Here is a 22,282-nt window from a genome sequence, read left to right on the forward strand (position 1 = left end):
TTCTATCCAAGACTTTAAAGACTCTTAATATCTATAATTAGTTCAAAAAAATCACATGTTGAAAAATGGATTTTTTTCTGTCTGTTCAATTTGGCTCGCAATATCAATTAACCGTTTTTTACTTAATGTCTCCTGCATTTTCGTTTCAACATCCTGCATAACTTGTTCAATCAAACAGCCATCATGAGGCATAAAGGAGTCATGCTCTAAGGAGCAGCGAAATAAATTTGTTTGTCCTTCTACAGCCTGAATGACATCTAAAAACGAAATGTCCTCCTTTCGTTTGATAAGGGTATAACCTCCCTTTGCACCAGGAGTTGATTCAATCAATCCCGCCTTCACAAGCTTTGTTAAAATTTTTGATAAATAGGTTGGTGAAAGGTCTTGCATCTTAGCAAGAGGCTCAACGCCAATCGCTTTACCCTTTGACGCAAGAGTTAAAAACACCATCGTATGCAGCGCATAGTTGGTTGCTTTAGAATATTTCATAAGGAAACCCCTTTCTATCTATTATAGACCTTTTATATCTGTAATTGATCATAGATGATTCAAGAGAAAAAAGCAAGAGTTGTGAATCTGCTCCACTTTTCATTCCACATTTCACATTTCCTTCCGATAATAGAAGTAAGCACGAAATAAAGTTTTGATTGAGAACTAGAAGGAGTGAAGAAAAATGTCAGATCAACAGCACAATGCAGCACACGAAGAAGAAGAGGAATTTAACGTATACGACATGCTTCCGCCCGCAGGTACAATCATCGGAGAAGCAACAGAAGAAGAAATGGATGCCGCAGCAGCACTTGAAGTGAGACATGTCGCGTTCATGCGCCTTCAAGATATGTTCATTCAATTTGATGGCTCGTCTTACAAAGACTTATTAAAAGACTTTCAAGAATTCGAAATGGATTCCACAAAATTCTGGAGAGCCATTGCTAGACGTCTTCAAATTCCGTACGAGTGGCCAATCCGAATCGACCACGCAAACGGCCCTATTTATATTGGTGAAACAGAGGATAGCCGTGAGGTTGAGGAGACCGCAGAGTAAGGAATGGCGGCCCCCTTTTGGTAAGGAGGCTTTTTACAATACATCGGTTGAAAAAACAAATAAGCAATATGAGCGCTGTCACGCCCATATTGCTTATTCTCGTGTTATGTTAACTCTGGCCAAAATGCTTGATTTGCCACAATTAAGTCGTCTAAAATATCTTTTGCTACTTTAGCACTCGGCACCGTTTTCGATAATGTGATGGCCTGCCATAATTTTTGATAGGACCCTTCTTCAAATGCTTCTACTACTAGTTTTTCTACGCCAACTTGCTGCTCCATAAGACTTTTTTGAAATCTAGGAATCTCTCCAACTACTAATTTTTCTGGACCATTGCTGCCAACAATACAAGGAATTTCGACCATGGCTGTTGGATCAAAGTTCCTAATAGCGCCATTGTTCTCTACGATCATCAGCATCCGTTCCTTTTTATTAAAAGCAATGGCTCGTGCCAAATCAACGATATAGGAAGCGTGTTCATCAATGGTCAGCTTTGTTTCCTTTGCAGTTCCTTTATCAATGATGGCCTGACATTCACTAAAAACAAAAGCTTCCCGCCCCTCCATCACTTCATTGGCACGCGTGAACTCGATATTTGAATGTGCCACTTCTTCATCTGGAAATAGATAGTATTTCAAATACGTATTCGGTATCGTTTTTGGATCAAGCGCTTGAATATCTTTGGCCTTTTTTAATGTGCTGTTCCAGCTCTTCTGCTGTTCTAGCTCAGATGTTCCATCTGTTGCATAACCATGCTGGCTTACATGCTTAATTACCTCAGGCATTAAGCTATTTCCTGCTTTATCTCGAATATCTGTCCACCAGCCAAAATGATTCAAACCATAGTAATCGACTTCTAGTTCTTTCCGCGAAGATAAGCCTAAATTTTTTGCAATTAATTCTTCAATGCCAATTGGCATATCGCATATGTTTAAAATTTTGGCATTCGGTCTTAGCTTACGTGTTGCCTCTGCGACTATCGCTGCAGGGTTCGAATAGTTTAACATCCAAGCTTCAGGTGAGTATTTTTCCATATAATCGACAAGTTCTAATACACCTGGAATGGACCGCATTCCGTAAGCTATCCCGCCTGGGCCGCATGTTTCCTGTCCGACGACTCCATGCTTCAATGGAATTTTCTCATCTAATTCTCGCATTGCATATTTCCCGACACGAATATGTGCCATCACAAAATCGACTTGAGTAAAGGCTTCTTCTGGATCCGTGCTTGCCAGTAATCGCACTTCTGGTGCCCGTTCTTTTAACATAATCTCACATGCATCTGCAATCGTCTTTTGTCTAGCTTCATCATTATCATAGAGTTTAATTGTATGAATTGGGAACTCATCTAGATAGTCTAACAGCATCAAAATGATCCCCGGTGTAAATGTACTTCCGCCTCCAGCGATGGTAATATTAAATTTTTTCATGATATCCAGCTCCTTTTTTAATCTAATGAAAGTTTTGTCTCAAAGGACTCTCTTACTTGCGGTACACTTAAGCCAACAATGATTTGAATGCTTTGACCACTCTTCGCCATGCCGTGGGCCAGTTTATTTTTTGTAAAGTAGTCCCTATCTTTCACCAAGCTAGGGTCAATCACTGTAATACGCAGACGTGTGGCACAGTTTGTCACATCTTTAATGTTTTCTTTACCGCCGAGGCCTGCTAAGAAATACACGGCTTTCTCTTCATACTCAGACGCATAAACGGGCGCTTCTTTTTGGTCATGACCTTTTTTATGAGCATTCTCATAATCTTGTTTTGTATATAGCCTCGTCTCCTCCTCATGTTTTCGTCCTGGTAATGGAATATCGAATTTCACAATCATCCATCTAAATATGACAAAATACACTGCTGTAAAAAGAAGTCCAATCATCGCTTGGATCAGATAAGTCCCTCCATGATTTGAAGAGAGCGGAATCCAGTTCAATGCAGCTATTTCAATAAACCCGGAACCCATCATTCCGACAACACCAAACATATTCATGATTGTCACCATGGTCGCACCAAGAAGTGCATGTATCACAAATAAATAAGGCGCGAGGAATAGGAATGTAAATTCAAGCGGTTCTGTAATTCCGGCAAATACCGCTGTTAATGTGGCGGGTAATACCAATGCCAAAACCTTTTTTCTGTTTTCTTTCGGTGTTGAAAAATACATGGCTAAAGCTATCCCTAAACAGCCAAACATCTTAATATTCCCATGCAATAAAAATCCGTATGGATAAAGATCCTTCAAATCAGAAGTGGAGGACGCAAATTCATTTAAGTGAGCAATCCAATATGGTTTTAACCCCCCATTTACAGCCGCTGGACCAAACTCAAAAGGTGTATAAATAAAATGGTGAAGTCCTGTTGGAATTAACACCCTTTCCAAGAAATGAAACAGCCAGACACCAATATAACCAGACTGTGCCATGAACCCTTGGAGAGATTGAATCCCCTGCTGAACATAGGGCCATACAAAAGCAACGATAAAAGCAATAGGAATCATCACAAAGAATCCGATGATGACAACAAATACAAGCCCCTGGAAAATCCCAAGCATTTCAGGCAGCTTTTGATCATAAAAACGATTATGGATCCAAATGACGATTCCAGATATCATCACCGCACCAATGATACTTGTATCCAGCGTAGGTATACCCGCAATTTCTTTTACACCCGCTACGTTCTCGACACCTTGCGATAAATCAACGCCAAAAGTAGACGGCCAAAGTGTCAAAATAGCATGAATATAATTGTTAAATACAAGATAAATCATCAAAGCTGCGAGCGTCGCACGTGCTTGCGCTTTTTTTGCAAGTGAGATGGGCAATCCAATCACAAAGGCTAATTCCATATGATTGAAAATCGTCCATCCCCCGCTTTCAATCAGTGACCAAACCTTGTACCACATCGTACCTTCTCCAGCCATTTCTCCCATAATCGCTGGATTCTTACATAAAGTCGCGAGGCCGACAACAATACCAAAAAACGCGAATAAAAGTACAGGAACTACCATAGCACTGCCAAACCGCTTGATTGCATTCATAAGCATAACCCCTTTGCTTGATCCATATCATCACTGTAAAGGTAGCGCTTACAAAAACCAATAGGTTTGACGTATTTAGAAATCAAGTTGTAACATTAGATTATATTTTCACAGGAAGAAAATATTTTCATGTTGGAGGGCACATCGCATGATACTGGACAAGCTGGTTAATAAACACTTCGAAGATTTAAACAAGAATGACCTGCACATTATTAAAACAATCCATGATCATCTTGAAGAAATGAAGACAATGAAAATTCAGGACCTTGCCCGTTATGCTCATACTTCCATCTCATCCATCCATCGGCTTGCCAAGAAAATAGGGTTCGACGGCTACAGTGACTTAAAGTCTTATGTGAAATTAAATGCTTTCACTGAAGAGACCACACAGGATTTAATGCAGCTACTTGATCAAGATATCCGCCAGACAAGAAAATATATGGAGCAGCTCGACTTTCATCAATTAAATCAACTGATAGATCGTGCACCGTATATTTATATTTATGGGACAGGAACAGCACAGCTCGATTTGGCCAATGATATACAGCGGCAGCTATGGTCACTGCATAAGAAATCTCAAGTATTACGAAGCAAGCGGGACTTAACAGATGGAATCATTGAATTTGGTGAGGATGACCTTTTATTTATCATTTCTTTATCGGGTGAATCGAAGAATTTAGATGAAATCATTCAATTGGTGAAAACGAGACATATCAAATTTATCAGCATGACCACATTAAGAAATAACCTTCTTGCACAAAATGCCATGTTTAACATCTATGTAAGCAGCACCCCGTTTCACTTATATAACAAAGTGGACAACTCCAGCTTTCTGCCATTTTACATTGTGGCAGATATTATCGTCAGAAAATTTAGTGAGTGGAAAGTGAACCAATTGAATAATAAGACTTAAACATAACAGATACAGTTTTGGAGAGAGATTCAATGTTGCTTCACAAAAAAAAGAGAGACTCTTTTGTCTCTCTCAAAAAATACTGTATAACAACGGTTTTAATGAAATATATCTACTTGCGGCTGCCTTTCCTATTCATGCTATTCAGCGTTATAATGCCCAGCAAGCAGTTCATCAAACGAATCCGCTAATTTAAAATCCGTCTCATCTTCTAGATCAAAGTAGTGAATCGTCGGATGCTCCTTTGTTTCTCTATAATCCAATGCAATCCACGTATGACCATCCCCACAAATGAGTACAAGTCCCTCAGGCAATTCCCATTCTTCTATTAAATAATCACTATCCATAATGCCTTCATCTTTGGCAATTCCTCTTAAATGATCAAATGACACATGATCCTCTGCCCATCCATTCGGATGATCCGTTGGAAAAGCATTATGCAATGTATACCCGCCATTTTGTTCGAGGATCAGTTGCTTATATGTATCAGGCAGGATAACGCCTAGCTTCTTTTCCGCTTTTGCAATGCCTTTCTCATTGATTTTCTTAAATGTTTCTTCGCTTTCTCTATCTTTATCCCAAAATGGTTTCAAATAAAATACCTCCAATTGTTATTTCTATATTATTTTACCATTTAAGAGAACTAGTTTAATAGTCCTGTTTAATAAAAAAGAGAAGGGTTCCCCCTCCTCCTCTTGTTGGTCATGATTGTTCTTGATTTCTCGCTTCAAATTCATCCAACATGGCACGCACTTCATCTGTTGATGATGTGTTCATTAATTGATTTCTTAAGAAACTCGCTCCTCTGAATCCTTTTACATAAATCTTAAAGAAACGGTGCAGTGCTTTGAATGGACGCAAGCCTAGTGATGAGTATTGATCATGGAGATCAAGATGTAACCTTAAAAGACCAAGCAGTTCATCACTTGTATGCTCCTTCGGCTCTTTTTCAAAAGCAAATGGGTTATGGAAAATCCCGCGCCCAATCATCACGCCGTCTATTCCATACTGTTCAGCGAGCTTTAAGCCTGTTTGACGATCGGGAATATCACCATTGATCGTCAAAAGAGTATCCGGTGCTACTTTATCACGAAGTTTTTTGATCTCAGGAATGAGCTCCCAATGCGCATCCACCTGGCTCATTTCCTTTCTTGTGCGAAGATGGATTGATAAATTCACAATATCTTGCTCCAAAATATGTCTAAGCCACCCGCGCCATTCATCGACCTCAGTAAAACCAAGTCTTGTTTTCACACTGACAGGTAATCCCCCTGCTTTTGCCGCTTGAATCAGCTCTGCCGCAACGTCTGGACGAAGAATCAAGCCGCTGCCCTTTCCGTTTTGCGTGACATTTGGGACAGGACAGCCCATATTAATATCAAGCCCCTGAAATCCCATTTCCGCCATTCCAATGCTCATTTGTCTAAAGTTCTCAGGCTTGTCTCCCCAAATATGAGCAACAATCGGCTGCTCATCCTCTGTAAACGTTAAACGCCCCTTCACACTTTGAATACCATCAGGATGGCAATAGCTCTCACTGTTCGTAAACTCTGTAAAAAACACATCCGGTCTCGCCGCCTCACTCACAACGTGACGAAACACAACATCTGTCACTTCTTCCATTGGTGCTAATATAAAAAATGGCCGCGGTAAATCACGCCAGAAATTTTTACTCATCTTTCATCCAATTCCTCTCATGACATAGCGCCTTTTAGGGCATGTCCTTCTATAAAGTCTTTCAGCAATTTTTATCATATATACTTTAATATGAACCGGGCAAAATTGCAAAAGAGGACATTTGGAGATGAATTGCGGGATAAAAATATTAATTCCACTTCCAAATATCATTTTTTAGGCCGATTGAACATACAAAAATAAAAACATCCCGATATCAATGTTTTTCACAGAATCGGGATGTCACAATACATTACTGATTAATCACAAGACTTGCTACACATTCCACATGTGAGGTATGCGGAAACATATCCACAGGCTGCACTTCCTCTGTCACATACCCGCCATCTTCAAGAATGCGCAAATCACGAGCTAGCGTTCCTGGGTTACAGGAGACGTAAACAACACGGTTTGGTTTCATCTTTAAAATGGTGTCAAGCAGTGCTTCGTCACAGCCTTTTCTAGGCGGATCGACAACTAGCGTGTCTGCTTTGATGCCTTCTTTGTACCAGTTTGGGATGACGGTTTCTGCTTCGCCGACTGCAAATTCAACATTATCGATTCCGTTTAAGGCAGCGTTTCGTTTTGCATCTTCAATTGCTTCTGGAACAATTTCAACCCCATAAACTCTGCCTGCTTTTTGTGCGAGAAATAAGGAAATCGTACCGATTCCGCAATAGGCATCGATGACGGTTTCTTCGCCTTGCAGCTCTGCATATTCAAGCGCTTTGTCGTAAAGTACCTTTGTTTGGGCTGGGTTCACTTGATAAAATGAGCGGGCCGAAATGGCAAATTTGATGTCGCCAATCATGTCATAAATGTATTCTTCGCCCCATAAAACGGTTGTTTCGTCTCCGAAAATGACATTTGTTTTCTTTGAATTCACGTTTTGCACAATTGACCGAACATGTGGGAAGCGTGCTATAATCTGCTCAATCACCTGCTGCTTTTGCGGAAAGTCAGCCGTTCTAGTAACAAACACAACCATCATTTCACCTGTTGCCATTCCGTAGCGAACCATCACATGACGCAGCCATCCTTTGTGCCGCTCTTCGTTATATGCTTTGATGCCAAACGCATTGCATATGTCTTTTACTGCCTGTACCACTTCGTCGTTTTCTGACTGTTGAATCAAACATTTTTCCATATCAATGATTTCATGGGTACGCTGCTGATAAAAACCTGCAACAAGTCCGCCTTCTCGTTCGCCAACTGGAACTTGTGCTTTGTTTCGGTAATTCCAAGGGTCTTCCATGCCGAGTACAGGATGAACTTTTACACGGCTCATATCAAGCTTGCCGATCCGCTCTAAAACGTCCTTTACTTGTTTCTGTTTAAATAGCAGCTGGCCTTCATAGCTCATATGCTGAATTTGACAGCCGCCGCACTGTTTGTAAATGGGACATGGCGCATCTTGCCTGTGCTGACTTTCCTTTGTCAGCTCCATGAGTCGTCCAAAAGCAAATCCTTTTTTGACTCGTGTGACTTTGATTTTCCCTTGTTCGTCAGGAAGGGCATTCGGTACAAAGACAGGGAATCCTTCAATTTTTGCTACACCTGCACCTTCATGCGTTAAGTCTTCGAAGGTTACATTGTAGTATTCATTCTTTTCAACAGGCGGTTTCATTTTCACCAACTTTATCACCTCATTTGCAAAGAAAAACTTGGCCGCCATAAGGAACCAAGTTCAGTCTTCACCCTATTTTTTCAGCTGTTGCTTTTGGCACAATAAATTCAATATGGCGATACAGGTTTTCAAATTCACCTGGCAGCATGCCGCCGTATTCACCATCTAAATTTAATTGCATTTTATCTTTTACATCTACCTTCACGCGATTCGCTTTTGCGTAGATGACATTGCTATCATGAATATGCTCGCCTCTGAGTGCAAGGCTGACCACTCGGATGGCTTCTGCTAGATTGACCTTCTTTAAAATAATCAGGTCAAACATCCCATCATCTAAAATGGAATCTGGCGCTAGTTTTTCAAAGCCGCCTACTGAGTTTGTGAGTGAAACAAGAAACAGCATGATTTCTCCATGAAACAATTTGCCGTCATATTCAATTTCGACTTCTGTCGGGCGGATAGAAGGAAGCATCTCCATGCCTTTTAAATAATAAGCAAGCTGTCCAAGCATGGTCTTCAGTTTACTAGGCACCTCATAGGTGAGCTCTGTTAACCGGCCGCCGCCAGCAATATTAATAAAATAATGGCCATTGACTTTACCGATATCAAGCGGCTTCGCTACACCCTCAATAATGGCATCTGTCGCTTTCAAAACACCTTCTCGTGGAATGCCAAGTGCTCTTGCGAAGTCATTTGTTGTTCCAACTGGAATAATTCCTAGTTTTGGTCTTTTTTCAAGCGGTGCTAGTCCGTTGACGACTTCATTGATCGTGCCGTCTCCACCTGCTGCTACAATTAAATCAAAATCTCTCTGTGCGGCTTTTTCTGCTGCTTGCGTGGCATCTCCTGCACATGTCGTCGCATGACAAGAAGTTTCATAGCCAGCTTGTTCAAATTTTTGCAAAACCTGCGGTAAATTCTTCTTGAAGAGTTCACGCCCAGATGTCGGATTGTATATAATTCGAGCACGTTTCATTCATCATCATCCTATATTCATTATGCAATCTATTTTCACCACTAACAACCTTTAATTATACTATGAGATTTGAAAATGGCAACAAAACAACCACCTAATTATGTGAAATCTCCTAGCCAATCTCCCTCAGCAAGAAAGCATTCTGATAAGATAAAAGAAAACGCTGTAAAGGATGATATGCGATGAAAAAGCCTGTCTATTTTAATCATGACGGCGGTGTTGATGACCTCGTCTCTTTATTTCTTCTCCTTCAAATGGAACATGTGAAAGTCATCGGAATGTCTGTGATTCCTGCTGATTGTTATTTAGAGCCTGCTCTCAGTGCATCTCAAAAAATCATTGATCGCTTTAGTCCTTATGAAATTGAAGTTGCTGCTTCAACTTCTAGAGGCGTCAATCCATTTCCAAAGGAGTGGCGTATGCATGCTTTTTATGTAGATGCTCTGCCAATTTTAAATGAAAAAGGTACTGTTGATACAAAGTTGTCCAAGCTGCCAGCACACCTTCACCTGATTGAAACGGTTAAGAAAGCAAAAGAACCTGTCACCCTGCTCTTTACTGGTCCGCTCACAGATCTTGCACGCGCTTTAGAAGAAGATCCTGCGATCTCTAATAAAATTGAGAAATTGGTGTGGATGGGTGGCACGTTCCTTGAAAAAGGCAATGTTGAAGAACCCGAGCATGATGGGACAGCAGAATGGAATGCCTTTTGGGACCCTTATGCTGTCAGCACTGTCTTTCAGGAACCGTTTCCTATTGAAATGGTCGCGCTTGAAAGTACAAATCAAGTCCCGCTTACACTTGATGTACGTCAGCGCTGGGCTTCTCTTCGTTCTCATATTGGAATAGATTTTATCGGACAGTGCTACGCCTTTTGTCCGCCGCTCATTCATCATGAAACGAACTCGACTTACTACTTATGGGACGTGCTGACAACGATCACTCTTGCTTCCTCTTCATTTACTCGCTCAAAAGAAGTGAACGCAATCGTTTATACCGAAACGCCTAGACAAGGTCGCACTGAAGAGCATCCAGATGGAAAATCAATTCAAGTGATTGACCATGTCGATCGTGATGCCTTTTTCCACGCATTTGAAGTGCTTATGAGAAAAGCTGTTTGTCAGATTTCAAAATAAAAAAAGCCCCGCTCATTGGCGGGGCTTCCTCTTACTCTTCTTCTGCGTACTTTTTCTTACGTCTAAACTTGCTTAACATTTCATACACGATTGGAACGATAACCAATGTGAGAAGTGTAGAACTTGTTAAACCGCCAATGACGGTAACACCAAGTCCTTTTGATACGATTTGGCTTCCGCCTTCAAATCCTAATGCGAGTGGCAGCAGTGCACCAATTGTCGCAAGTGCCGTCATTAAGATTGGACGTAATCTTGTTGTACCTGCTTCAAGTAACGCTTCTCTTGTTGAGAGACCTTCTTGTTCTTTATGAATCACTCGGTCAATCAAGACAATGGCATTAGTTACAACGATACCGATCAGCATGAGCAATCCAATCATGGCATTTAAGCTGATGGTTTCTTTTGCTATAAACAATCCAGCGAGCGCACCAATAATCGTAAATGGCAGTGAGAAAAGAATCGCAAATGGTGCAAGACCTCCGCCAAATGTGATGACGAGAACGAGATACACAATGGCAATCGCTGCTAGCATTGCAAGGCCAAGCTGTGTAAAGGATTCTTGGATATCCGCACTTACGCCGCCTGTGTCAATCGTTACGCCAGATTTTAGGTCAAGCTTGTCGACTTTCTTCTGAACATCCTGCGTTACACTTGAGACGTCGTCTGTTGTCATGTCACCAGACACTTCTGCGTAGATCTTTCCATCACGTTTTGTCACCGTATTTGCTGTCGTACCATCTTTTACTTTGACGACATCACCAATTCGGACTTCTTGCCCTGTTGGTGTGGTGATCTTTTTGTTTTCTAAATCTTTTTTACTCTTATATTCATCTTTTTCCGTTTGAAGCTTCACATCAAGTTCTTTGCCGTCCTCTGTGACTTTCGTCAGTGTTGTTTCACTATTTTGAGGTGCAATCGCTTGAGCGATTTGTGAAGCAGTTAGACCTAGTTTCGCCAGTTTTCCTTGATCTGCATTAAACGTATATTCGTCGTATTTCTCAGATAAGCTTGTGCTGACATTTTTCAGGTTTTTCTCATCTTTTAAGATGTTCTCAACATCTTTTACTGTGCCTTCAATATCACTTGCTTTGTCCCCGTACACATAGTATGTCACGGTATTATTTGCACCAGCAGATGAGAAGTTTTGTGATTTCCATTCCCCTTTAGACGCTTTGTCTTGAAGGGCTTTGACCACGCGGTCTTTTTCTTTATCAAAGTTTGGCGTGTCATCATCATATTGTACGAAGAATAACGCACCGTTAGAGTTACCGCCAACACTTGCGGTCATAGCATTTGAAGAGCCTAGTGAATACTGAACTGTATTGACATGGTCACGTTTCATCAAATATTCTTCAGCTTTTTTCGTTTCATCAATTGCTTGCTCTCTCGTTTGTCCAGGTTCAGGTGTATATGTCACCATGGCCGTTTTCTCTGCTTCCTGTGGTAAGAAGCTGACACCGACAAGTGGTGCTAAGAATAAGCTTCCGACAAGCATAAGAATGGCAATCCCTGATGTAATCCATTTATGGTTGAGTGTCCAATTAAGTACACGTCTATAACCGCCAGCAAGCTTGCTTGGTTTATGTTCTTTTACCTTTTTCGCTGTGCCGTACAAGTTCTTTTTAAATAGAGTGTGTGCCATCATTGGAACAATTGTAATAGCGACAAGCAGTGAAGCAAGTAACGCAAACACAATCGTTAAGGCAAATGGGATGAATAGTTCACCAATCATTCCACCTACTAATGCTAACGGTAAGAATACCGCAATTGTCACAATCGTCGAAGACATGATTGGGATAAACATTTCTTTTGTGGCTTCTCTGACGAGTGCCTTGCCTTTTAACGGTTCATCCTTTAACGCCATTCGTCGATAGATGTTTTCTATGACCACTATCGAGTCATCGACAACACGCCCGATGGCGACGGTCATGGCACCAAGTGTCATGATATTTAACGTGATATCCAGCTGATTTAATATTAAAACAGCAATCAACAGAGATAACGGTATGGAAATGACCGAGATTAATGTTGATTTGATATCTCTCAGGAACAATAGAATGATAATGATCGCAAAGATCGCTCCGATGATCGCCTTGTTCAGCATTGTGCTGACAGACTCTTTAATCGGCTCTGCTTGATCATATGTGGTGCTTACATTAATACCTTTGTTGTCTTTTTTGAATTTCTCAAGCTCTTTTGTCACTTCTTCTGCTACACTCACTGTGTTGGCATCAGAGCCTTTAACAATTTGCAGACCGATACTGTCTTTTCCATTCGTTCTAGAGATCGATTCAGCATTTTTTACGACTTTAATATCTGCTATCTCAGATAGCTTGATCGTCGGCAGCTCTACAGATTGACTGCTTGCTGCACCTCCACCTGCTTGCTGCTGACTTGCACTTCCAGCCTGCTGCTCCGCACCTTGGTTTTCTGAACCGTTAGAAGGTGCTCCAGCTCCAGCGCTTCCCGCACCGCCGCCTGCACTTGGTGTGACTGGAATACGCATGTTTTTCAAATCTTTGACGCTTAAAATATTGCCGTCCACGACAACTGATTTTTGTTTGTTGCCAAATGTGTATAGACCTAGTGGTACATTCACATCAGAGCCTTTGATCATGTTTTGGACGGTATCTTCATCTAGACCGTATTCTTTCAATTTCTTTTGTTTAAATGAAAATTCTACTTCTTTGATTTGCTGTCCTGAAGTTTCGACAGAAGAGACACCGTCTAATCCTTGAAGTGAAGGAACGAGATCATTTTCTACTTTTTGTGTAAGGTCTTGTAATGATTCTTTATCACCAGAGACACTAAGGGCTAGGATTGGAATCGCATTAATACTAAAGCGTGCGATTTTAGGTTTTTCTGCATTTTCAGGGAAATCGATATTGCTAATCGCATCTTCAATTTCCTTTTTTGCTTCATCCATGTCTTTGTTGTAATCGTACTCGATTTGAATGGATGATGCATTTTCAAATGAATTAGAAGTGACCACGCTGACCCCATTGAGGTTTTGAATCGATTTTTCAATTGGATCTGTCACCTTATCTGATACTTCGTCCGGCGTTGCGCCAGGGTACGTTGTAGAAACCGTAATGACTGGCGTGTTGATATTCGGGATTGATTCTTGTTTCATATTCAATCCGGCATATAGACCAGCAACTGTTACGATAATCGTCATGAGCCATACAGCGAACTTATTCTTTAATACAAAATTGATGATCGAATTCATTATATCCTCCATTTTCCTTTATGTATTGACTGACTGGTCATTCTATATCATAATAAACGGTGATATACAATGCCGTCAACCATTTCACTTGCGTTTGACGTAACATTCTAAAGCTGAAGGGGCCTTATTTCATGAACGAAAAAAAAGAAAAAATCATTAAAGCAAGCATCCAATTGTTTGCGAAAAAGGGTTTTTCTTCTACGACCATTCAGGAAATTGCAGATGAATGCGGAATATCAAAAGGCGCATTTTATTTACATTTCAAATCAAAAGAACAGCTTTTCAACCGAGCGTTTGAATATTATATCGACACTTCGATGCAAACTATCGAAATGATTCGAAAAGAGAATCAGCATCTCGCGCCGAGAGAGATCTTTCAGAAACAAATCGCTGAACAGTTCCAGCATTTTGCTGAGAACAAGGATTTTATCATTCTGATCCTCAGCGAGAACATTATTCCGGAAAACCAGCAGATTAAAAAGTATTCAAAAACTGTGAAAAAGCAAATGAACGATGAAATTCAAATTTCCATCTTGACCACTTATGGACAGGAGATCGAACCATATGTAACTGACCTGTCAGTCATGATCCAAGGCATTATCCAATCATATGTGCAGGTTCTGCTTTTACAGGATCAAATGCAATTATCATTTGATGAGCTCTCATCCTTTATACTCGAACGGTTTGATGATCTGGTCCACGGCTTGCTTCGTTCTCAGTCGAAGCCGATTTTGAAGCAAACCATTTGGGATGATGAAGCGCCGAGTGCTGCTTCCCTTCAAGAGGAGCTTCGTTCGTTAAAGCTTGAGCATCTGCTTTCAGATGATACTGTTGTATCCATTGAAGTGATTGAAGAAGAGCTGGCAAAAGCTGAACCTCGTAAGCCAGTCATCAAAGGGATGCTGACGAATTTAGAAAAGTGTGAGGACCCTGCTGTTCTTAGAGCAGTTGAGCAATTGAAGCTGTTTCTTCAGTAACATGACGTGCTGTTTTCGATTTAGCTCACCTTTTCCCCTTCGAATGTGCACTTTCGCTTATGCTTCATTATAAGAAAAGATTCTCTAAATTGATATACGGCGGTGGTCTGAATCTATGATAAGACCCTGTCATTTCAAGCAAAAAAAAACCGCCTATTACATAAGGCGGTTTTTTGCGATTTAGCGCTTTTTGATTTCTTCAAGGAGAATCTTGTTCACCATCGGCGGGTTAGCTTGGCCCTTCGATGCTTTCATGATTTGTCCGACTAAGAAGCCAATCGCGCGGTCTTTACCATTTTTAAAGTCTTCAATGGATTGCGGGTTGTTATCAAGTGCTTCTGTAACGAGTTTAAGCAGCGCACCTTCGTCAGAAATTTGGACAAGTCCTTTTTCTTTGACGATTGTTTCTGCATCTCCCCCATTTTCAATGAGCTCTTTGAATACCTTTTTCGCAATCTTAGAGGAAATTGTTCCTTTTTCAATGAGCTTGATCATGCCAGCAAGTCCTTGCGGTGTTAGCTTTGTATCGTCCAGCTCTTTTTGAGCAGAGTTTAAGTAAGCAGACACTTCACCCATGAGCCAGTTCGATGCTTGCTTCGCTTCTGCACCTTCTGAAATGGTCGCTTCAAAGAAATCAGACATTTCTTTCGTCAGCGTGAGTACCATTGCATCGTATGCAGGGAGTCCAAGCTCATCGATATAGCGTTTGCGGCGCTCGTCTGGAAGCTCTGGAATCGATGCTCTTACGCGTTCTTTCCACTCGTCATCAATGTACAGTTCCACCAAATCTGGTTCTGGGAAGTAGCGGTAATCATCAGATCCCTCTTTGACACGCATCAGGATCGTCTTTTTAGACGCTTCGTCATAACGGCGGGTTTCCTGTTCGATCAAGCCGCCAGAAAGCAATACTTGCTCTTGACGCTTCTCTTCGAATTCAAGGCCTTTTTGTACGAAAGCGAATGAGTTCAAGTTTTTGAGCTCTGTCTTTGTACCAAACTCTTCACGGCCGATTGGGCGAAGAGAAATATTGGCATCACAGCGAAGTGAGCCTTCTTCCATCTTACAGTCAGAAACGCCTGTATATTGAATAATGGATTTTAATTTTTCTAAGTAAGCATACGCTTCTTCTGGCGTGCGAATGTCTGGCTCAGATACGATTTCAACTAGCGGTGTTCCTTGGCGGTTGAAATCGACGAGTGAGTAACCGTCGCCTGTGTGCGTCAGTTTCCCAGCATCCTCTTCCAAATGAAGACGCGTAATACCGATTCGTTTTGTTTTGCCTTCTACTTCAATTTCAATCCAGCCGTTTTCACCGATCGGTTTATCAAATTGAGAAATTTGATACGCCTTTGGGTTATCAGGATAGAAGTAGTTTTTACGGTCAAATTTTGTATCTGTTGCGATTTCACAGTTCAGCGCCATGGCCGCTTTCATCGCAAAGTTCACCGCTTCCTTGTTCAGTACAGGCAATACGCCAGGATATCCAAGGTCGATGACACTTGTTTGCGTGTTGGCAGCTGCACCAAAAGGTGTCGGCGAGCTTGAGAAAATTTTCGATTGTGTTTTTAGCTCTACGTGGACTTCAAGTCCAATTACCGTTTCAAAGTTCATTCTGATTCACCCCTTACAGTTCAGGTTTTGCTTTATGATGATCTGTTGCTTGCTCAAAAGCGTGAGCCACGCGGTACACTGTTCCTTCGTCAAAGTGCTTGCCGATGATTTGCAGTCCTAACGGAAGGCCATTTGCAAATCCACAAGGCACACTGATTCCTGGAACGCCTGCAAGGTTAACAGGGATCGTTAGAATATCGTTTGCATACATGGTTAGCGGGTCGCTTGTCTTTTCACCAATGTTAAATGCAGGAGTCGGTGTTGTTGGTCCTACAATGACATCATACTTTTCGAAAACATCTTCAAAATCTTTTTTGATCAATGTACGGACTTTTTGTGCTTTTTTATAGTACGCATCGTAATATCCTGAGCTTAGCGCGAATGTACCAAGCATGATGCGGCGCTTCACTTCGTCTCCAAAGCCTTCAGAACGAGTATTTTTGTATAAATCAATCAGGTTGTCTGCATTATCTGTACGGTAGCCATAACGGATGCCATCAAAACGAGCAAGGTTTGCAGATGCTTCTGAAGAAGACAGTAAGTAGTAAGTCGCAAGCGCATATTTAGAATGCGGAAGAGACACTTCTTCCCACGAAGCACCAAGTCCTTCTAATACTTTTAACGCTTGAAGAACAGATTCTTTTGCTTCCTCGCCAACGCCTTCGCCAAGGTATTCTTTCGGCACAGCAATTTTCAAGCCTTTGATGTCGCCAGTTAATGAAGAAAGAAAATCTGGGACATCGACATTTGCACTTGTTGCGTCCATTTGATCGACACCTGCAATCGCTTGAAGAACATATGCGTTGTCTTCTACATTACGTGTAATCGGACCAATTTGGTCTAATGATGAAGCAAATGCGATTAATCCGTATCTGGATACACGGCCATATGTCGGCTTAAGACCGACAACCCCGCAGAATGATGCTGGCTGACGAATTGAACCGCCTGTATCTGAACCAAGTGAGAACGGTACTTCACCTGCTGCAACAGAAGCTGCTGATCCACCACTTGATCCGCCTGGAACGGTGTTTAAATTCCACGGGTTTTTCGTCGCTTTGAAGCCTGAGTTCTCCGTAGAAGATCCCATTGCGAATTCGTCCATATTTAATTTACCGATTGTGACTGCTTCAGCGTCTCTTAGGCGGTTCACAACGGTTGCATCATAAATTGGATCAAAGTTTTGCAGGATTTTACTTGAAGCTGTAGTACGCAAATCCTTTGTAACAATGTTATCTTTCACACCGATCGGCATACCGAACAATAGGCCAAGCTCGTCCTTTTCACCTACTGCCTCGTCCAATTCCTTTGCATACGCACGTGCTTTCTCTTCGTCCAGTGCAAGGAATGCTTGTACTTTTCCGTCTACTTCATTGATTCGTTTATAAGACTCGTCCACTAAATCAGAAACAGACAGTTCCTTTTTATGTAAAAGCTCTTTTAATTCAGAAATTTTGTGATCAAACAGTGACATGTCTCGGGCCTCCTTTAGTCCAAAATTGATGGCACACGAATATAGCCGTCTTTATGATCAGGCGCGTTTTTGACGACTGCCTCAATGGAAAGACCTTTATTCGGAACATCTTCTCTCATGACGTTTTTCATTTTTAATACGTGTGTAGTAGGTTCAACGTTTTCCGTATCTACCTCGTTTAACTGCTCTGCAAATGAAATGATGCTATCAAGCTGTTCTGTAAACATCTCAGCTTCTTCTTCTGTAATCGCAAGCCTTGCTAAATGCGCAACGTGCTTGACTTCTTCTATTGAAATTCTTGACATGCAGGTTCACCTCCAAAAATGATGCTTACTCGTGGTCATGATCATAAGTCATATACACTTTATCATATCAAATTTTACTGTTCTAAAGCAACTTTACACAGGCTTGAGAAGGTAGCCATTCACCCCAAACCAGAAAGTATGAAAATAATTTGTATCAGAGATTAAATATTTATCAGAAAATTTTTTCTTTTAAATGTTTTTGGTAGCGCTTACACATAGATTCTCATCAATCATTTACGCATTTTTTTACGTAAGAATGAGGTTTAAGAAGGTTGATCAGCAGGGAATACTCTGATAGGTTAAGTAACCATAGCAGTGAGCAACCATAGGAATTGGATGTTCTTGTATATTTTGAATGAGGTGATGTCAAATTAATACGAAAAAGGTGATATGGAAACATGAGTATTGAGATTGGAATTTCTCTAGCTATTTATTTTATTGGAATGCTGGCGATTGGCTGGTATGCATTTAGAAAAACAAATGACTTGAATGATTATATGCTGGGCGGACGCGGGCTGGGTCCTTACGTGACAGCTCTATCTGCTGGTGCTTCAGATATGAGCGGCTGGATGCTCATGGGACTTCCAGGCGCGATGTATACAACAGGGCTTTCGTCAGGATGGCTTGCTGTTGGTTTGATTAGTGGGGCTTACTTGAATTATCTATTTTTAGCTCCCCGCTTACGATCGTATACTGAGGTTGCTGATGATGCGATCACCATTCCAGACTTTTTTGACAAACGATTTAAAGATTCTTCTACTTTATTAAAAGCTGTCTCAGCAGTTATTATTATGATTTTCTTTACACTGTACACCTCATCAGGTATGGTTTCTGGCGGTCGTTTATTCGAATCTGCGTTTGGTGCCAATTATATCTTTGGTTTAATTTTAACCTCTAGTATCGTGATCTTATACACTTTATTCGGTGGCTTTTTGGCAGTGAGCTTAACTGATTTTGTTCAAGGAGCCATTATGTTTTTAGCATTAGTGCTCGTGCCGATCGTTGCCTTTACTCAATTAGGTGGCCCAATTGCCACGTATCAAGATATCCAACAAATTGATCCAAAATTGCTTGATATATTCAGAGGAACGAGCGTCATTGGCATTATTTCCTTCTTAGCATGGGGGCTTGGTTACTTTGGACAGCCGCACATCATTGTTCGATTCATGGCCATTACGACTGTAAAGGATTTAAAGCCAGCACGTCGAATCGGGATGAGCTGGATGATTGTGTCTGTTATTGGTTCACTGTCTGTTGGATTAGTCGGTGTAGCCTATGTACATGAGACTAGTACCACTTTAGCAGACCCAGAAACCATCTTTATTGTGTTTTCTAAGGTGTTATTCCATCCGTATATTACTGGATTTTTACTCTCTGCTATTTTAGCTGCGATCATGAGTTCGATCTCTTCACAGCTGCTTGTGACTGCAAGTGCAATGACAGAGGATTTATATCGAACCTTCTTTAGAAGAAAAGCGTCAGACAAAGAACTAGTGATGATTGGGCGTATGTCTGTATTGGTGGTTGCCATTATCGCGCTTTGTCTTTCACTTAATCCAAGTGATACCATTCTTGACCTTGTTGGTTATGCTTGGGCAGGGTTTGGATCTTCATTTGGTCCAGTTATCCTTCTATGCCTATATTGGAAGCGAATGAACCATCACGGTGCACTTGCAGGAATGGTTGTAGGGGCAGTTGTAGTATTAACATGGATTTCAACCGGCTTGAATAATACAACTGGTTTGTACGAAATGGTTCCAGGATTTATTTTGAGTGGTTTGACTGCCATCATTGTCAGCCTCTTGACCAATAAACCATCAAAAGCTTCTAAGAAGCTGTTTACCAAAATGGAAAATCATCTTGAAGAAGAAACAAAATAAAGAACATGAAGAGTCATCTGCCCTATGCGGATGACTCTCTTTTTAAATAAAATAAAAAGCTTTTCTTTCTTCAGAAACTGAATAAAATAAGAGTTGTGCAGCCATATGGGCTGTGAGAAGATCATATACATGTTGTGAAACGTACATGAAGTGAAAGGAGCGATACGCATGTTTTGGACAATTGAATGGGATACAGTCTTAAAATTAGCCGTGGCCACCTTAATCGGTCTGATTATCGGGCTTGAACGAGAGCTGAAGAAAAAGCCCCTCGGCTTAAAAACGTGTATTGTCATTGCTGTCAGCTCCTGCGTCTTAACCATCATCAGCATTGATGCAGCCTACAATTTCCCTCGAGTCTCTAAGCTTCAAATGGACCCACTCAGGTTACCGGCGCAAATTATATCTGGTGTTGGTTTTATTGGAGCAGGTGTAATTCTTCGAAAAAGCAATGATGTCATCTCAGGACTCACGACTTCTGCGATGATCTGGGGAGCAGCAGGACTTGGGGTTGCAACAGGTGCAGGGTTTTATAAAGAAGCCTTCCTGAGTCTTTTCTTTATTCTCATTAGTGTCGAATTTCTACCATGGCTCTTCCAGCGGATCGGACCGATTCGCCTGCAGGAAAAAGAAATCCGCATCAGAATGTCTCTTTCTGACCGAAACCGCATGACCGATATTTTAAAAGAAATGAAAGCCCTCAATATCCGCATTCATTCTGTACGAATTGATGATTTAAAAGAAAAGGACTATCCGATCATGGAAGTACGCGTACGTGTGCATAAAGACCGCTATACAACCGATGTGTACTTTGATATTAAAGATCTAGAAGGCGTCGTTGGCGTGAAGTGTGATACGGTATAAAAGGTGATGAGACAAAAGGCTCATCACCTTTTTTATGGGATAAGGGGTTGAACCATTTTGAACATTCAAATAAAATACAAATTATGAAATAAATGATAAAAGGAGATTTTTCATGGGCTCTATGGATCGTAAAAAACGTATATTTTTTTTCAGCGGAATTCTAGCAGTACTCTTATTAGCTGTCCTTTTCACCTCACATTATGTCACTCCCGTATCAACGAATGCAGCAGACAAGAAACAAACGAAAACACCAAAAAATATTATTTTTATCGTTGGTGATGGAATGGGGATGCCCATGATCAAAGCCTACCGTACATTCAAGCAGGAAAAGCATGGTTCTGTAAAAGGAAAAACCGTCTGGGACCCTTATTTAGTCGGGATGCAGACCACACATCCAGATGATCCTCGAGATAATATTACTGACTCAGCTGCCGCAGCAACAGCCATGGCGACTGGAAAAAAAACATACAATGATGCCATCGCCGTCAATCATGAAAAACAACCTCTTAGAAGTGTCGTTGAAGCAGCAAAGGAAGCAAAAATGAAAACAGCCTTTGTTGTCTCATCTGACATCACCGATGCAACACCTGCCGCTTTTGGTACACATAACGTCTCCCGAAAAAATAAAGAACAAATTGCAGACCACTTTTTTGATGAGAAAATAGGAGGAGAGCACAAAGTTGATATCCTTCTAGGTGGCGGAATGCAATATTTTGACCGAAAAGACCGTAATCTAGTTCAAGAATTTAAGAAGAGCGGGTATTCCATTCTGCGATCAAAAGATGATCTAACCTCTCAATCATCTTCGAAAATGCTCGGCTTATTCCAGGAGGACGAGCTGGATCGAGCCATCGACCGTCCGAAGCATGTGCCTAAGTTAAAAGACATGACGCAGGCAGCACTCACCCAGTTGAATCAAGATAATCAGCATGGTTTTTTCATGCTACTTGAAGGCAGTACCATTGATTCTGCAGGACATGAAAATGATGTGGTTGGCGCAATGAGTGAGATGGAGGATTTTGAGAAAGCAGTTCAAACAGCTCTCCAGTTCGCGAAAAAAGATCAAGAAACACTTGTCGTCATCACGGCAGATCATGCGACTGGCGGTTTTTCGTTTGGCACAGATGGGATGACAAGTGAGACTGGCTACAAATGGGACCCAGTGCCCATCTTAGCTGCTAAGAAAACACCTGTTTATATGGCTAAGAAAATCGTAGACGGACAATCTGTACGTGATGTCCTTCAGACCTATATTGAAGTTTCTCTCACAGAAGGTGAAATCTCACAGGTAGAAAAAGCAGCACAGTCAGGAAAGGCCAGTACGATCCAACTCAGCATTCAACATATTTTCGATCAGCGTTCTTTCTCAGGCTGGACAACCTTTGCCCATACAGGTGAGGATGTCCCTGTCTATGCATACGGACCTGGAAAAACAGCCTTCCAGGGCTGGATCGATAATACAAAGCAAGGAAAGAACCTGTTCCAAATCATTGAATCACCATCCACCTATCGTCCATAAAAACAATCCCCGCCTCATCAT

Annotated in this window: 17 protein-coding genes and 1 pseudogene; 7 read left to right on the forward strand and 11 right to left on the reverse strand. The window is 41.3% G+C overall.

Going from position 1 to position 22,282, the window contains the following annotated elements:
* Positions 1 to 51: 51 nt before the first annotated feature.
* On the reverse strand, positions 52 to 489 hold the full coding sequence (locus M1D84_RS15415; protein ID WP_133744840.1) for an Rrf2 family transcriptional regulator: 438 nt from the start codon (positions 487 to 489) through the stop codon (positions 52 to 54).
* A 184-nt stretch (positions 490 to 673) separates the two neighbouring features.
* Between M1D84_RS15415 and M1D84_RS15420 the strand changes: the two genes are divergently transcribed.
* Positions 674 to 1,045, forward strand: coding sequence for a hypothetical protein (locus tag M1D84_RS15420; protein ID WP_133744839.1), 372 nt, complete (start codon positions 674 to 676; stop codon positions 1,043 to 1,045).
* Between the two features lie 104 nt (positions 1,046 to 1,149).
* Here M1D84_RS15420 and M1D84_RS15425 read toward each other — a convergent pair whose 3' ends face one another.
* Entirely contained in the window at positions 1,150 to 2,475 is a 1,326-nt protein-coding gene (locus M1D84_RS15425) for a 6-phospho-alpha-glucosidase (protein WP_034623075.1), read from the reverse strand.
* A 17-nt stretch (positions 2,476 to 2,492) separates the two neighbouring features.
* On the reverse strand, positions 2,493 to 4,082 hold the full coding sequence (locus tag M1D84_RS15430) for an alpha-glucoside-specific PTS transporter subunit IIBC (RefSeq protein WP_151863218.1): 1,590 nt from the start codon (positions 4,080 to 4,082) through the stop codon (positions 2,493 to 2,495).
* Between the two features lie 148 nt (positions 4,083 to 4,230).
* On the opposite strand from M1D84_RS15430, the gene M1D84_RS15435 reads away from it, so the two are divergent.
* Positions 4,231 to 4,995 (forward strand): MurR/RpiR family transcriptional regulator, encoded by a 765-nt coding sequence (locus M1D84_RS15435; protein WP_125587227.1) that lies wholly within the window; start codon positions 4,231 to 4,233, stop codon positions 4,993 to 4,995.
* 143 nt (positions 4,996 to 5,138) lie between these two features.
* Here M1D84_RS15435 and M1D84_RS15440 read toward each other — a convergent pair.
* The 4 genes and pseudogenes from M1D84_RS15440 to M1D84_RS15455 form a co-directional block, all read right to left on the reverse strand.
* Positions 5,139 to 5,588 (reverse strand): annotated as a pseudogene (locus tag M1D84_RS15440) (SMI1/KNR4 family protein); the annotation flags it as partial.
* A gap of 109 nt (positions 5,589 to 5,697) precedes the next feature.
* The gene (locus tag M1D84_RS15445) at positions 5,698 to 6,672 is read right to left on the reverse strand and encodes a tRNA dihydrouridine synthase (RefSeq protein ID WP_213404887.1); all 975 of its coding nucleotides are present in this window, start codon (positions 6,670 to 6,672) and stop codon (positions 5,698 to 5,700) included.
* Positions 6,673 to 6,922: 250 nt separating this feature from the next.
* The gene (rlmD, locus tag M1D84_RS15450; protein ID WP_213404886.1) at positions 6,923 to 8,302 is read right to left on the reverse strand and encodes a 23S rRNA (uracil(1939)-C(5))-methyltransferase RlmD; all 1,380 of its coding nucleotides are present in this window, start codon (positions 8,300 to 8,302) and stop codon (positions 6,923 to 6,925) included.
* A gap of 61 nt (positions 8,303 to 8,363) precedes the next feature.
* Positions 8,364 to 9,272 carry a diacylglycerol kinase gene (locus tag M1D84_RS15455; protein ID WP_213404885.1) on the reverse strand — a complete coding sequence of 303 codons (909 nt, stop codon included), beginning with the start codon at positions 9,270 to 9,272 and terminating at the stop codon, positions 8,364 to 8,366.
* 182 nt (positions 9,273 to 9,454) lie between these two features.
* On the opposite strand from M1D84_RS15455, the gene M1D84_RS15460 reads away from it, so the two are divergent.
* On the forward strand, positions 9,455 to 10,408 hold the full coding sequence (locus tag M1D84_RS15460; RefSeq protein WP_458106324.1) for a nucleoside hydrolase: 954 nt from the start codon (positions 9,455 to 9,457) through the stop codon (positions 10,406 to 10,408).
* 31 nt (positions 10,409 to 10,439) lie between these two features.
* Here the strand turns inward: M1D84_RS15460 and M1D84_RS15465 are convergent, their stop codons facing one another.
* Entirely contained in the window at positions 10,440 to 13,637 is a 3,198-nt protein-coding gene (locus M1D84_RS15465) for an efflux RND transporter permease subunit (RefSeq protein ID WP_440179645.1), read from the reverse strand.
* 131 nt (positions 13,638 to 13,768) lie between these two features.
* Here M1D84_RS15465 and M1D84_RS15470 point away from each other — a divergent pair, with 131 nt between their 5' ends.
* Positions 13,769 to 14,614, forward strand: a complete 846-nt coding sequence (locus tag M1D84_RS15470) for a TetR/AcrR family transcriptional regulator (protein ID WP_024424552.1) — start codon at positions 13,769 to 13,771, stop codon at positions 14,612 to 14,614.
* Between the two features lie 180 nt (positions 14,615 to 14,794).
* Here the strand turns inward: M1D84_RS15470 and gatB are convergent, their stop codons facing one another.
* From gatB to gatC, 3 genes are read right to left on the reverse strand one after another with little or no spacing between them, the layout of a single operon-like run.
* Positions 14,795 to 16,225: an Asp-tRNA(Asn)/Glu-tRNA(Gln) amidotransferase subunit GatB gene (gene gatB, locus M1D84_RS15475; RefSeq protein ID WP_024424551.1), complete on the reverse strand. Its 1,431-nt coding sequence runs from the start codon at positions 16,223 to 16,225 to the stop codon at positions 14,795 to 14,797.
* 13 nt (positions 16,226 to 16,238) lie between these two features.
* Positions 16,239 to 17,696 carry an Asp-tRNA(Asn)/Glu-tRNA(Gln) amidotransferase subunit GatA gene (gatA, locus tag M1D84_RS15480; RefSeq protein WP_041116096.1) on the reverse strand — a complete coding sequence of 486 codons (1,458 nt, stop codon included), beginning with the start codon at positions 17,694 to 17,696 and terminating at the stop codon, positions 16,239 to 16,241.
* 14 nt (positions 17,697 to 17,710) lie between these two features.
* Positions 17,711 to 18,001, reverse strand: coding sequence for an Asp-tRNA(Asn)/Glu-tRNA(Gln) amidotransferase subunit GatC (gene gatC, locus M1D84_RS15485; RefSeq protein ID WP_024424549.1), 291 nt, complete (start codon positions 17,999 to 18,001; stop codon positions 17,711 to 17,713).
* A gap of 398 nt (positions 18,002 to 18,399) precedes the next feature.
* On the opposite strand from gatC, the gene putP reads away from it, so the two are divergent.
* The 3 genes from putP to M1D84_RS15500 all read left to right on the forward strand — a co-directional run bounded on the left by putP (position 18,400) and on the right by M1D84_RS15500 (position 22,261).
* Positions 18,400 to 19,881 (forward strand): sodium/proline symporter PutP, encoded by a 1,482-nt coding sequence (putP, locus tag M1D84_RS15490; protein ID WP_103132287.1) that lies wholly within the window; start codon positions 18,400 to 18,402, stop codon positions 19,879 to 19,881.
* Between the two features lie 168 nt (positions 19,882 to 20,049).
* Positions 20,050 to 20,742, forward strand: a complete 693-nt coding sequence (locus M1D84_RS15495) for an MgtC/SapB family protein (protein ID WP_024424547.1) — start codon at positions 20,050 to 20,052, stop codon at positions 20,740 to 20,742.
* Between the two features lie 112 nt (positions 20,743 to 20,854).
* On the forward strand, positions 20,855 to 22,261 hold the full coding sequence (locus M1D84_RS15500; RefSeq protein WP_213404884.1) for an alkaline phosphatase: 1,407 nt from the start codon (positions 20,855 to 20,857) through the stop codon (positions 22,259 to 22,261).
* Positions 22,262 to 22,282: the final 21 nt, after the last annotated feature.

The organism is Bacillus sp. PK5-006 (genome assembly GCF_054161415.1).